Annotated in this window: 10 protein-coding genes; 3 read left to right on the forward strand and 7 right to left on the reverse strand. The window is 74.9% G+C overall.

Annotation, left to right across the window (positions count from 1 at the left end; translation table 11 throughout):
- Nucleotides 1–48 precede the first annotated feature (48 nt).
- From CHB98_RS04570 to CHB98_RS04605, 7 genes are all read right to left on the reverse strand, one after another.
- On the reverse strand, nucleotides 49–318 hold the full coding sequence (locus tag CHB98_RS04570; RefSeq protein ID WP_089304417.1) for a hypothetical protein: 270 nt from the start codon (nucleotides 316–318) through the stop codon (nucleotides 49–51).
- Nucleotides 315–2423, reverse strand: coding sequence for an ATP-binding protein (locus CHB98_RS04575; RefSeq protein WP_089304418.1), 2109 nt, complete (start codon nucleotides 2421–2423; stop codon nucleotides 315–317). The genes CHB98_RS04570 and CHB98_RS04575 overlap by 4 nt, the downstream gene beginning before the upstream one ends.
- On the reverse strand, nucleotides 2420–3655 hold the full coding sequence (locus CHB98_RS04580; RefSeq protein WP_089304419.1) for a Pvc16 family protein: 1236 nt from the start codon (nucleotides 3653–3655) through the stop codon (nucleotides 2420–2422). Before CHB98_RS04580 ends, CHB98_RS04575 begins: the two co-directional genes overlap by 4 nt.
- Nucleotides 3656–4904: 1249 nt before the next feature.
- Nucleotides 4905–5624 (reverse strand): T4 family baseplate hub assembly chaperone, encoded by a 720-nt coding sequence (locus tag CHB98_RS04590; protein ID WP_089304421.1) that lies wholly within the window; start codon nucleotides 5622–5624, stop codon nucleotides 4905–4907.
- A gap of 4 nt (nucleotides 5625–5628) precedes the next feature.
- Nucleotides 5629–6147 carry a phage tail protein gene (locus tag CHB98_RS04595; protein ID WP_089304422.1) on the reverse strand — a complete coding sequence of 173 codons (519 nt, stop codon included), beginning with the start codon at nucleotides 6145–6147 and terminating at the stop codon, nucleotides 5629–5631.
- Between the two features lie 10 nt (nucleotides 6148–6157).
- Nucleotides 6158–7666 (reverse strand): phage tail sheath family protein, encoded by a 1509-nt coding sequence (locus CHB98_RS04600; protein ID WP_089304423.1) that lies wholly within the window; start codon nucleotides 7664–7666, stop codon nucleotides 6158–6160.
- Nucleotides 7667–7679: 13 nt separating this feature from the next.
- Nucleotides 7680–8573, reverse strand: a complete 894-nt coding sequence (locus CHB98_RS04605) for a coiled-coil domain-containing protein (RefSeq protein WP_089304424.1) — start codon at nucleotides 8571–8573, stop codon at nucleotides 7680–7682.
- Between the two features lie 655 nt (nucleotides 8574–9228).
- Between CHB98_RS04605 and CHB98_RS04610 the strand changes: the two genes are divergently transcribed.
- The 3 genes from CHB98_RS04610 to CHB98_RS04620 are packed head-to-tail and all read left to right on the forward strand — an operon-like array spanning nucleotide 9229 to nucleotide 13398.
- The gene (locus CHB98_RS04610; RefSeq protein WP_089304425.1) at nucleotides 9229–10584 is read left to right on the forward strand and encodes a cytochrome P450; all 1356 of its coding nucleotides are present in this window, start codon (nucleotides 9229–9231) and stop codon (nucleotides 10582–10584) included.
- A gap of 1 nt (nucleotide 10585) precedes the next feature.
- Nucleotides 10586–11941 carry a hypothetical protein gene (locus CHB98_RS04615; RefSeq protein WP_089304426.1) on the forward strand — a complete coding sequence of 452 codons (1356 nt, stop codon included), beginning with the start codon at nucleotides 10586–10588 and terminating at the stop codon, nucleotides 11939–11941.
- A gap of 14 nt (nucleotides 11942–11955) precedes the next feature.
- Complete coding sequence (locus tag CHB98_RS04620) at nucleotides 11956–13398, forward strand: Dyp-type peroxidase (protein ID WP_089304427.1); 1443 nt, start codon at nucleotides 11956–11958, stop codon at nucleotides 13396–13398.
- The last annotated feature ends 4 nt before the right edge of the window (nucleotides 13399–13402 follow it).

The following is a 13402-nucleotide window of genomic DNA, read 5'->3' on the forward strand; positions in this document are numbered from 1 at the left end:
GGTCCGTGCTCGCGCGCACGCGACGAGCCGTGCGGCGATGGCGCTCGGTCATGCCGTCCCCCCGCCCGGGGCGCTGAGGCCCGCGTGCAGAGCGGTCGCGATCTGGGCCCCGAGAATCGACGGCTGCTCGTCCGGCGACCTCACGTCGGCACCGCGCAGCTCGGCCGCTCCCCCCGCCGCGACGAGCCCGGGACCGACGCCCCGGTGCAGCAGCAAGCGGGTGAGCTCCTCCTCCACCGCCCGGGCCAGCAGGCGGCGGTCGATCCCCCGCCATCGGCTGTCGAGGACCAGCTGCTCGACGTGGACGCGGATGTTCACGACGGCACCTCCGCCGGGGCCGCCCCGTCCGGCGTGACCCAGGCCGCGAAGTCCGCGCCGACGAAGGGCCGGCCGCCCTTGCGCAGCTCCTCGCGCGCGGCCGCCCTGAGCAGCTCCATCGTGAGGACGCCGTCCCCGGCCGCGGCCAGGAACGCGGCGTCGAGCGCGATGTTGCGGATCTGCCCGCCGGTGAGGCCGGGCCGGGCCAGCGCGGCCGTGTCGATCCGGTGCACCCCGGCGATGCGGTACCTGCGCGGCTCCCCAGCGCCGCCGGGCTCGGTGGGGAAGACGCCCCGCCAGATCCGCTCCCGCTCATCCGGGCCGGGGAACGGGAACGGGACGACGAAGCGCAGCCGCCGCAGGAAGGCCGGGTCCAGTGCGCTCCTCATGTTCGTGGTCAGGATGGCCAGGCCCCGGTAGGCCTCCATCCGCTGCAGGAGGTAGCTGACCTCGATGTTCGCGTAGCGGTCGTGGCTGTCCTGGACCTCGCTGCGCCGACCGAACAGCGCATCGGCCTCGTCGAAGAGGAGGACGGCGCCACTCTGCTCGGCGGCGTCGAAGACCTGCCGCAGGTTCTTCTCGGTCTCACCGATGTACTTGCTCACCACGCTGGCGAGGTCGACCCGGTAGAGGTCGAGACGCAGCTCGTCGGCCAGGCCCTCGGCGGCCATCGTCTTGCCCGTGCCACTCTCCCCCGAGAACAGGGCGGTGATGCCGAGGCCTCGGGGGAGCTTGCCGCGGAAGCCGTACTCGTCGTAGACCCGCACGCGGTACCGGGTCTGGTCCGCGATCTGCCGGAGCAGGCCCCGCTCACGGTCGGGCAGCTGGACGTCGTCCAGGCGCGTGTCGGCGGTGACCCGTTGGGCGAGCCCCTCGAGCCGGGGGCGTGCCCGCGCCCGCTGGGCGTCCCAGGTCCGCGCCGCCACCTCCCCCGGGGACAGCTCGTCGCCGCCCACCGAGGCGGCCGTCTCGACGATCTCGCCCAGGTTGAGGTCGAACTGGCCGGCGAGGCGGGCCGGCCACTCCCCCGCTCCGTCAGGGAGGACCTGACCCCACATCGACCGCTGCTCGGCGGCCTCGGGACGGGCGACGTCGAGGACGAGGGCCGTGTCCACGCGGGGCACCGCGTCCTGCACGTCGAGGAACACCAGCCCGGTGAGCCCGTCGAGCAGCCGCGCCAGCGTCTGCGTGGCGTCGGGGGCCGTCGAGCCGGCGTCCACCAGCAGGGCGACGTCCTGCAGGTGGACCTCCCGGTTCCACAGATCGACGACGGCGGACAGGTCGGCGCCGGGCGGTAGCTGGGGCAGGGACACCCGGTGCAGCCGCCGGCCGACAGCTCCCGAGATGCACTGGGCCATCAGGCGTTTCGTGGTCGGGTCACCGCCGGGCAGCTGGACGAGCAGTCGCTGACGGCGGCGCGACACGTGGTCCAGGCGCTCGAGCGCCCCCACCAGCCGGGCCCGCTGCGTGGCGCTCGCGAGCGTGTCGAGGTGGTCGGGCGGGACCGGCACGACGAGTGGCAGCAGCCGGTCGTCCAGGTGGTCCAGACCCCGGAGGTGGTTCACGACGCGCTCGTCCATCCGCAGCGCGCCGCTGATGAGCGCGGAACCCGGCGGCTGGCAGACCTCGAGGAGGCGCCAGTGGCGCAGGGGACGGTCCGGCGACAGGGCGTTCCACTCGGCGGCGGCACAGACCCGGGTCATGCCGGCCTGCCGGTCGGGCGCCGCGGCGTCGAACTCCTCGTCCACTGCCAGTGCCATGGCCAGGGCGAACGTCGGGGCGCCGCCCCGGCTCTCCGGCATCGCCGCACAGAGTCGGGCGACCTCGGTGCTGAGCGCGTGCGCGAGGCAGAGCAGCGCCACGTCCCTCTCGAAGGCGCCCATCCCGAGGGAGTCGCAGAGCCGCGTGAAGCGAGGGGCGGGGTCCGCGGCCAGGGCCTCCTCCAGGCGGCGCCGGGCCTGCCGCGCCGACTCGTGGTCGCTGGAGGGCGGGCGGGACGCCGGCTCCGCCGTGCCGGCGGGCGGGACGAGGACCGCCCGGAGCCAGGTCATGGTGGTCTCCATGAGGCGGTCGTCGGCGCGCTCCTGGACGGCGGTGGCGGTCATGGCACGGTCACCCGCGGGCCGGGCGGGCCCTCGCCGCCCTGCAGGTCCAGGAGGCTCTCGGCGCCGTCCACCTGGGCGCGGACCAGGTAGGTCCCGGGCTCCACGGCGTCGGCGGGGAAGCGCGACGTCGTCGCGCCTGCGGCGGGCTCGGCCGCGGGCTCCAGCCGGTGGAAGCGCAGCGGCCGGTCGGTCGGCGCCGGGTCGGTGCGCTCGTTGAGCAGCAGACGGACTCGCTGCCCCGCGGCCAGCGGCGGGGTGAAGCCGACGTCCACCGCGTTGCCCGGAGGGTCCGGCGGCACGCCGCCGCCGGCGACGAAGCGGGGGTCGACCACGGGGCGCAGGACGAAGGGGACGGCAGCGGACTCGACCACCCGGTGCGGGACGGGCGGGTCGCCGATCGGCACCTCGTGGACCACCTGGACGCGGTGGACCCCGGCCGGGACGTCGCCGAGCGGGACGAGGACCCGGGTGGCCGTGGCCGTGGTCGCCCCCCGCGGCTCGTCGTCGTCGAAGCGGACGGTGGTGACGGCAGCGCGCAGGTCGCGGCCGAGGATCTCCAGGTACGGCCCGTCGTCGGGAGCCTGGTCGGCCGCCGCGACACGGACCAGGTGGATCACCGGCTGCCGCACGGGGAGGGCGTCGACGGCCTCCTGCCGGACGGGGAGTGGCTCGCTGGTCGGGATGTCGGCCTCGATGAGCACGACGCTCGCCTCGTAGCCGACCGAGAGGCGATAGGGGGTCTGGAAGAACACCGACCAGACCTTCGACATGTCGTCGAGGGACAGGTCGCCCAGGGTGAAGACCACCGACTCCAGTTCGGAGTCGATGTCGGAGCCGGCCAGCGAGGGGTCGCCCTCGGTGGCGGTGGCCAGTTCGGCCCTGCTCAGGCCGGGTTCGCTGTGCAGCGACGCCATAGAGGAACCGAGCATGCGTTGGGGGACGAACCCCCCCTCGTCGCCGGAGAAGCTGAGCAGGTAGTGCAGGTCGAGGGCGATCCGCGGGCGCCGGCGTGCCACGCCGTCCGTGCCGCGGGTGGGCAGGTCGGAGTTGCGCAGCGCCCCGTTGGGCAGGACGCGGTACAGGAAGACGGTGACCTGGCTCGTGGCCTTGTCGTCCGCTGCGTCGGGCCGCCGCGCCACGACCTGGACGTCGGGGACCACGGGGCTGATGTCCCTGGTGAGGCGCAGCCGGAGAGCCGCCGTCACGGTGGCGATGGCGAGGTGGTTGGCCATCAGCGGCCGCCCTTGCGACGCACGAGGTACTCCGCGAGCGGCAGCACCCCTGGCCGTGGAGCGGGCGGTCGGCGCGCGGATGCCGGAGGAGGATCGACCCGCACGTCCACCCGGCCGATGGTCACCTCGATCGTCGGCCCGGCGTCCGGCGCGCCACGGCCCGGGGCGCGGACGGGGACGTCCGCGGTCACCAACGGGCGCAGCAGCCCGAGCAGCGGGAACTCCTCCGGGCGGGGGCGCGCCCGGGGGGGTCCTGCGGCCGCGCGGGCGTCGGCGGTCCCCGGTGCCCCGGGCGGGCGGAGCACGTCCGGCGTGGGGACCGGCAGGGGCCACGGCATCGGGTCGTCCCGGAGGTGGAGCTGCCGTGCCCGGTCCACCGGCGCCGTGCTGGGGCGGGCCGCGGGGGCCGGAGCGTCGCCCCCGCCCGACGAGGGTGTCTCCTCGCGGGAGGGCGCCGGCCGCGGGTGTCCGGCACCGGCAGGGCGCGGCCCCGTGAGGGACCGGGTGGAGCCGCCGTCGGTCGAGCGGGTGGGCTCACCCCGCCCCGGCACCGGGGGCGGTCCCACGAGGCGTGGTGCCGGAGGCCCGGACGGCATCGAGCCGGCGGGCGCGGGAGCCGGGTCCCCCGGGTCGGCGGGGACGGCGACCGGGGGCGTGGGCCGGAGCTGGCGGCCGGCCGGCACCGGTCGGCCGTCCTGTGCGTCCCCGTCCCAGGTCCGGTCCCTGTTCCCGTGCCTCCGCTCCTCGGCTGTGACCGGGACTGGTTCCGGTCCGGTGGGCGGGGCGTCCGTCGACGCGGCCCCTCGGCGCGCCCCCGGGCGACGGCCGGTTCCGGGTGACCGGGCGGGGGCGTGCCCGGCCGTGGTCGACGGCCCGGACGGTGGCGCTCCGGGCTCGGTGGACCGGCCCGTTGCCGGCGGTGGCAGCGAGCCCGAGGAGAGGAGGGTGTCCGGCGCTCCGGGGGCCAGGGAGACCGGTGATGCGGGCGTCGGGCGCACGGGGGCAGCGGGGGCCGGCGGACCGGGTGATGCGGAGGTCGGGGCCACGCCGACCACCGGGGGCGAGCCCGGGTCACCGGCGCGGGCAGCGCCGGACGCCGACTCCACTCCCGCGCTGTCCTCGGCCGAGACCTCGAGGAACGGGGAGTGCTCGATCGGCCCCGGGGCCGACTCGAACGGCGAGCGGGGCCGGGGCGTCAGCTGTCCGGCCGCGCCCGTGCTGCGCGCGACCAGGTGTCCCAGGAAGCCGCTCACCGCCGGACCAGCTCGAGGTAGAGGGACCGTCGGTGCGGGCTCATGGCGAGGATGTCGGCCTCGGACCACCCGTACACCGAGGCGAGGTCGTGCACCGCGACGAGGAGGCCCCGCGCCCGGGCGTCGAGTTCCTGCCAGAGGAAGGACACGATGTCGAACAGCGCGCCCCAGGTCCCGCCGCAGCCCGGACAGCCGAGGACGACCTGGACGTCGGCCTGGGGGTCGGCCTCCGCGAGCCGGGCCTCCACCCGGACCCGCACGACCTCCGGCAGCTCGCCGACCGCGACCTCGCGGCCGTCGCGCCGGGCGCCCAGGACGCAGCGCTCGAGCAGCCACCGGGTGGCGTCGGGCCAGGGCGCCGTGGTGTCCAGCGCCGCGAGGTCCCCGGCGGTGGGCGGCCGGGCGCGCACGGTGTAGCCCTCGACCTCGACCTCGACCGGGTCGGTGGGATCGCCGGGCGGGCGAGCACGCACGTCGTCGAGGTGGAAGGAGACCTCGAGCCTCTCGCTGCAGGCCGGGCACGTGGCCAGCGCGGTGACCTCCGTGCCGAACAGCCGCCCGTGCAGGTCCATCAGCAGCGCGTCGCGCTGGCCGACGCTCAGACCACACCCGCGGACCGGGTCGATGCCGACCGTGTCGAGAAGGCACTCGCCGCGACCGGCGGGCGTGCGGTCGGAACCCTGTTCCCAGGCGGCGACGAGGTCGGCGGCGTGCACGTCGTCACGAGTTCAGGGTCGGCTCGGTGGGCTCGGTGACGTCGAGGTCGCGTTCCCAGCCCTCGTTCTCGAGCTTGATGGTCTCGATCGCCACCGCATTGGCGTTGGCGTCCAGGTCGGGCAGCGTCTGGAACTCGGACACCCAGCAGCGGTAGACCTTGAAGGTCTTCACCACCTGTCCCGCCTCGTTGTAGAGGTCGATGAGGATGTCCCGGCGGAAGTCCTGCAGCGACATCTCCTGGCCGAGCCCGTTGCCGTAGTGCCAGACCTTGTTGGCCCACGCCTCGAACTCCTCGTCGTGGGTGATGCCGCGTTCCAGGGTGATGGCCTCGTACTTCGAGCGCCCGGGCGACCGGCGGCTCGTGCTCGGGTCCCCGCCCTCCCGGTGCTCGACCACCTCTGTCGTGCGCTTGAGGGCCCCGACCTTGCTGATGCCGGCGACGTCCCGGCCCTCCCACCGGACCCGGAACTTGAAGTTCTTGTACGGGTCGAAGCGGGTCACGTTGACGTTGAACTGGGCCACCGCCGCCTCCTCAGGCCTGGACCTGGCCGGCCATCTGCTGGAGCTTGAGCACGACGAACTCGGCTGGCTTCAGCGGGGCGAAGCCGACGACGACGTTGACGATGCCCAGGTTCCGGTCGTTCTGGGTCGTCGTCTCCCCGTCGCACTTGACGAAGTAGGCCTCCCGGGGGCTGGCCCCCTGGAAGGCGCCCTTGCGGAACTGGTCGTGCATGAAGGCGCCGACGTTGAGCCGGATCTGTGCCCACAGCGGCGCGTCGTTGGGTTCGAAGACGACCCACTTCAGGCTGCGGCGAAGCGTCTCCTCGATGAACAGGGCCGTCCGCCGCACCGGGACGTACTTCCACTCGGAGCCGATCTCGTCGTTGCCGCGGCAGGTGCGCGCGCCCCAGACGACAGGGCCGTAGACCGGGAAGGTCCGCAGGGCGTTGACGCCCTTCTTGTTCAGCAGTCCCAACTCCGTGTCGGTCAGCTTGTTGAGCAGGTCCCGGACGGGCGCGAGGCTCGCGTCGATCCCGGCCGGCGCCTTCCAGACGCCTCGGGTGGTGTCCGTCCGGGCGTAGACGCCCGCGACGATGCCGCTCGGCGGGAAGTCGCGCAGGCGTCCCTCCTGCAGCGGGTCGGCGAGGCGCACCCACGGGTAGTAGAGGGCGGCGTTGATGCCGGAGTCGTCGGTGATCGGCTCGACGGCGCCCTCGTTCAGGGTCTTCTCCCCGTCGGCGATCAGGAAGGCGCGGTGCTCCCGGCAGAAGCCCGCCAGCGTCGCCAGCTGGGTCCGGTCGGTGAGCCCGGGCACGACCAGCAGGTTGAACAGGTCGACCCGGTCGAGGTGCCGCACGCCGCCCAGGTGGCCGTCGTCGTCGGGCTCGGTCGGCCACGCCTGGGCGAAGAACTCGGGGAGGGCGGGGTCCAGGACGGCCCCGTCGTCGCCGCCGTCGAGCATCGCGCCGTCCTCGTCGGTGGCGCTGATGGAGGTACCGCCGTCGGCGACGGTGGCGTTGAGGACCTCGGACTGCTCGTTGACCACGCTCTCGACGAACCGCGCGTCCACGGGGTCCAGGGAGAGGTTCTCGAAGACCTCGGCCACCTGCCTGCCCGTGGTCCCCGGTGGGCGGCGGAAGACCGTGAGCCCGAACCGCTGCCCACCGTCGACGTCGCGGGTCGTGATGTCCACCCCGTAGTCCCTCGCCCACGTCCCCGGGCCGGTGGCCACCAGGGTGAGGTCGCCCACGGTGAGCGTCGCCGGCGTGGCCGCGGGGTCGGCCACCCGGATGACGTAGGCCTCGTGCCCGCCTCCGGCGAAGAAGTGCGAGACGGCGTAGCTCATCAGGCTGTCGCGGTGCAGCCCGCCGAACAGCCGGTCGTAGTCGCCCCAGCTCAACACATGACCCGCCTGGTCGACCGGGCCGCGGGGGGCCCAGCCGACGAACGCGGCGATCGACGTCGCCACGCCGGTGATGGCCCGGACGCCGCTCGGGATCTCCTCGACGTAGACGCCGGGGTACGTCAGTTGGGAGGGCATGGGTCCGAGCTCCTCAGGCTGCGGGAGCGGCCTGGGCCGCGTACGGGGATGCGGTGGTGTACAGCTTCTGGACCTCGCCGGAGCGGGCGTCCTGCTTCGCCTTGAGCTCTGCCGAGCGGGTGGCGAGCACCTCGCGCTGTCGCTCCAGGGCCGCCTTCCCCGTCGCGAGAGCGTCGAGCGCATCGGCCAGGTCCTTCGCGGCCGACCGGACGTGCGAGACGAGCTGGGCCTCGTAGTCGGCGCTGAGCACCTCCTCCAGCCGTGCCCGCTGCGCGGAGACCTCGGCGGCCAGCACGCACGCCTTGAGCGGTTGCCTCGCGGTGCACGCGGCGTCGAGTTCGGCACGTAGGCCCTTCACGGTCGACATCTGCTGCTTCAGGGCCGTGGGCAGGCCGGTGAGCCAGGACAGGCCCTGGTCGTACGCCGTCTGCCGCGCCGCGGCATCGGCCTGCAGTCGGTCGTGGTCCTGCTGCAGCCGGTCGGCCGTCGCCTGCTCGGTCTCCACCGCATCGGCAGCGTCGCGGATCGTCTGATCGATCTCCCCCAGCCTCCGGTCGATCTCGGCCCTGGCCTGCTCGTCCAGCTTCTGGATGAGGGGCTCGGCTGCTGACAGCGACGTGTCGACCTGGGCCAGGAGCGCCTGCCCTTCGGTCCGCTGCTGGCCGAGGTCGGTCGCCGTTCGGTCCACCTCGCTCAGCTGCTTCTTCACCTTCTGCTGCTGACCCTCCTGATCGGCCAACGTCGCCTTGCCCTGCTTGATGCTGGTGGCCAGCGCGGTGTTCCGGTCCTGGAGCTCGGCGAGGAGGTCCTGGAGGGTCTGCTCCTCCGTGGTGCTCCCGTACCCCTCCTGCTCGGGAGCTCCCGCGCCGGCCGCTCCGTGCTCGTGGCCATCCGCCTGGGTGCTCATCGCCGCTCCTCATCGCACGTGCCGTTGCCCGTCGGGGTCGGTGGCCTCGTGCGAACCGGGCCGGTGACCCCGCGGGTAGCCGGGAGCACACATGCTGGGGCTCTGCTGTCACTGGAGCGTCACCGTCCCGTCACGTGCGCGGGTGTGGCCCCACCGGTCCTCCCAGGGACGGCGGATCGGGCGCTCCACGGGTTGCGGGCGGACCGGCGGGCTCCACTGGTCGGATCGACGGCAGTGGCCGTGGGAGGAGGAACCGGACCTGGCGGGGTCACCGGGCGGTCGTCCCGGCGTGTCCCCGTGTCGGCACGGAACGCCTCGATGAACCGCTGCATCGCGTCGAGAGGCATCGCTGGACCGGCGACGTGCTGCTCCCCGTCGGTGGCGTCGCGCCAGATGTCCCGGGTGAAGAGCAACGAGACGAGCAGCCGGGGGTCCCCGCGCGCTCGCGCGCAGGACGCGGAGCGCGACCGGTGGCGGGCAGTGGGACACCCACCGGATGGTGCACAGCCGGCGCCACCGGACCGTGGACGTGGCGTCGCCGGCCGACTCGGTGACGCCGCCGTGACGGGGACCCCGGAGCATCGGCGGCGCCGCCGTGACGCGGCCGCTGGAACACCGCGCACCGCGCACCGGACGGCGCGCGCAGGGAGGGCGGATGCCTGGGTCAAGGGGACGCACGACGGCGCCCAGCCGGTCGGCCGCGGCCGACGACGGACCGATCGCTCGACCGGGCGGGTCCCCCTCCCCCGCTGAGCCGCGCCGGGCGCTGTCGGGGTCTGCGACCCGCCTCGGGCAGCTCGCCAACGACGCGGCGCTGCTGCGCCTCCTCGGCCGGCCGCTGCTGCGCTTCCTCCCGGTGCTGTCGGTCGGGCGGGTCGTCGTCGTCAGCCGGCACGCCGACGTGCTCGACGTCCTGGAGCGGGACGAGGACTTCACCATCGCCGAGGTCAACGCGGCCACCATGGACCGCATCAACGGGCCGTTCGTCCTGGGCATGGACCGCTCGGAGCTCTACACCCGGGAGCGGTCGATCCTGGACCGGTGCGTGCACCCCGACGACCCGGCCCGGATCCGTCGGGACGTGGCGTCCACCGCGGCCGACCTGCTGGCGGCCGCGGCGCCCCGGGGCCGCATCGACGTGGTGCAGGAGCTGGCCCGCCCGGCGGCGACCCGGCTGGCCGCCTCCTACCTCGGCGTCCCCGGGCCCGACGAGGCCACGATGATGCGGTGGATGCGGCTGCTGTTCTGGGAGGCGTTCCTCAACACCGGCGGCGACCGGGAGGTGCGGCGGGCCGGTGAACGGGCCGCCGCCGAGTTCCACGCCCACGTCGACGGGCTGGTCGTCGACCGCCGCGCGGAGCCCGCGGGCACCCCCCACGACGACCTGCTGCGGCGGCTGGCGCACCTACGGACCGACGGCGCCCGGCTCAGCGACGAGGCCGTGCGCCGCTGCGTCTCCGGCGTGGTCGTGGGCGCCGTCGAGACCACCACGAAGGCCACGGCCCACGCCGTCGACCAGCTGCTCCGCCGCCCGGAGGCACTCCAGGGGGCTGCGCGGGCGGCCCGGGAGGGCGACGTCGCCGTGGTCGCGCAGTACGTCGTCGAGGCCCTGCGGTTCAACCCGCTCACCCCGGTCCTCGTGCGGCACGCCGCCCGGCCCGCCGTCGTCGCGGCCGGCACCCCGCACGAGCGGCACGTGCCCGCCGGCCGGACGGTGTACGCGGCCGCGCTGCCGGCGATGTTCGACCCGCGGACCTTCGACGACCCGCACACCTTCCGCCACGACCGGCAGCCCGCCGCCGACCTGCTGTTCGGGTACGGGATGCACGCCTGCTTCGGCCGGTACGTCAACCTGGTGTCCATCCCCGAGCTGGTGACCGCGCTGCTGCGCTGCGGTGGGGTGCGTCGCGCACCCGGCCCGGCGGGCCGGATGCGCTACGAGGGCCCGTTCCCCGACCGGCTGCTGGTCGACCTCGACCCGGCGGGGACCCCGGACGGCGGGCGGGCCTGAGATGCGCCAGTCTGCGTTCACCGTGGTGACCCCGGTGCTGCCGGGCGCCGACGCCGCGCTGTCCGGCCTGCTGCGCCGCATCGGCGACGACGTCGTCCGGGACACCCGGCTGGGGCTGGCCGGGTTCGACCGGCTGCACTACGCCAGCTTCTCGGTCGTCCCGGCCGCCGACGACGGGCACTCCCTGGTGTTCGAGGGCAACGTCGACGGGACGCCGGCCGCCTTCCTGGAGCGACTGCTCGCCACCTCGGCTCCGGGGGTGGACGAGGTCTACCGGCACTGCGCGGGCTACCCGCCCGTGGACGGCGGCGGCGCGGGCGCGGCCCTGCGCTACCTGCGCGGGCACGACGTCGGCGCGAGCGCCTTCCACGTCGCCTGGCCGGGGCACACCGTGGACCTGGTCCGGCGCGAGGACCGGCTGCGGCGCTTCATCCAGGACCTGCTCGACCGACCCGACCAGCGGCACCTCCGCGAGGCCGACGCCGCGACCGTCCACCGGGCCGTGGTCGAGGCCGTCCGCGGCGAGCCGGCGCTGGGCTGGGCGCTCCGGGAGGAGCCGCTGCCGTTCGGCGTCCGGCGGCCGTGGACGGTGATCACCCTCCTCGCGGCCCCGCTCGTGGCCGGCGCCGTCACCGTGGCGGCGGCCGCGGCCGGGACGGGTCCCCACCGGCGCGCCGCCCGGCTCGCCCTGGCCGCCCTGGGCACCGTGACCGCCGGCGCGGCGGTCGAGCTGCGCCGGGCCGAACGCGCCGACGACCGGCGGGAACGCGACCGCCCCACGGACTGGCAGACCGTCTACGCGGCGTGGAGCCGCAACCTCGACCAGTTCCAGCACCGCGAGGACACCAAGGGCCAGAACCACCTGTCCAGCGTCGCCACCATCAAGCCAGGGCTCCTCCGGCAGCTGACGCTGCGCGCCGTCCTCACGGCGGTCCGGCTGGTCGCCGCCCTGAGCCCCGCCCGCGGCCAGCTCGGCGGCATCCGGTCGATCCACTTCGCCCGGTGGGCGATCACCCGGGATCGACGGCACCTGCTGTTCCTGAGCAACTTCGACGGGAGCTGGGAGAGCTACCTGGGCGACTTCATCGACCTCGCCGCCGTCGGGCTGACCGCGGTCTGGACCAACACCGACAACGCGGTCGGCTTCCCCCGGACCGAGTGGCTGGTCCGCCTGGGCGCGCGTGACGAGGCACGGTTCAAGGCCTTCGCCCGCTACGGGATGGTGCCGACCCTCCTCTGGTACAGCGCCTACCCGGACCTCAGCGTGGCCAACATCGCCAACAACCGGGCCATCCGCACCGGGCTCCTGCGCCCCGGGGACGGCGACGGCCCCCAGGCCTGGCTGCGCCGGCTGTGACGAGGGGGAACGGCATGCCGGAGCTGGAGCGCGACGACGTGCAGGGTCTGGTGCTCAGCGGCTACGCGCGGATGCACGAGGCGCGCTACGTCCTCCTCGAGGTCGCCGACCCGCCCGGCGCCCGCCGCTGGCTGGGCCGCGTGGCCGACCGGGTGACGACCGCACGGGCTCCCGGGACCGCGCACTGCGTCCAGGTGGCCCTGACCAGCCGGGGGCTGACCGCACTCGGCGTCGGCGACGGGGACCTGGAGACCTTCCCGCCGCCCTTCCGGGAGGGCATGACGACGCCCTACCGGCAGCGGGTCCTCGGTGACGTCGGGCCGAGCGCGCCGCAGCGGTGGGCGTGGGGCTCGCCCTCCGGCTCCGGCGGCGCCGACGGGGGGTACCGGTCGTCGGTCCCGGAGGACCGTCTGCACGCGCTCCTGCTGCTGTACGGCCGGGACGCCGACGTCATGGACGAGCTGCTGGGGACGGAGACGGCGCAGGCGACCGAGCGGGGCGCCCTCCGGGTGCTGCACGTGGTGGAGCCCGAGCCGCTGCCCGGCCAGGTGGCGAACGGCAAGTTCGGCGTCGAGCACTTCGGCTTCGCCGACGGGATGTCCCAGCCGGTGATCCGCGGCAGCGGGCAGGACGAGCGGCTCGGCGGCGAGGAGGCCCGCCGGCACGTGGTCGCGCCGGGGGAGTTCGTCCTCGGCTACCCGAACGGCTACGGCAAGCTCACCCCCGTGCCCCGGATCACGCCGGCCGGCGGCGCACCCGTCGAGATCGGCCGCAACGGCAGCTACCTCGTCGCCCGGCAGCTCGCGCAGGACGTGCTCGGCTTCCGCCGCTTCCTGCACCGTGCCGCCTCGGCCCTCGACGGCGACGCGGACCCCGACGCCGAGGAGCGGCTCGCGGCCAAGCTGGTGGGCCGCTGGCGCAGCGGCGCGCCGCTCGTCCGCAGCCCCCACCGCGACGACACCGACCTGACGACCGACAACGCCTTCGGTTACGCAGCGGTCGACCCGCACGGCGAGCGGTGCCCGCTCGGGGCCCACATCCGGCGGGCCAACCCCCGCGACGCCATCTCGCCGGAACCGGCGCGGGCGCTGGAGATCACGAACCTGCACCGGATCCTCCGGCGCGGCCGGGTCTACGGCAGGGGGCTCCCGGAGCACGCCACGGAGGACGACGGGGTCGAGCGCGGGCTGTTCTTCCTGTGCGTCAACGCCAGCATCGAGCGGCAGTTCGAGTTCGTCCAGCAGACGTGGCTGAACAACCGCAAGTTCGCCGAGCTCTACGACGACCAGGACCCGATCATGGGCACTCCGCCCGAGGAGGGCGGGGTGTTCACGGTGCAGCGCTCCCCGTACGCCACCCGGGTGCACGAGCTGCCCAACTTCGTCACCGTGCGCGGGGGCGCCTACTTCTTCCTGCCCGGTGTCCGCGCGCTGCGCGCCCTGGCAGCGCTCGACTGAACCG

Source organism: Geodermatophilus pulveris (genome assembly GCF_900188375.1).
Lineage (GTDB): Bacteria > Actinomycetota > Actinomycetes > Mycobacteriales > Geodermatophilaceae > Geodermatophilus > Geodermatophilus pulveris.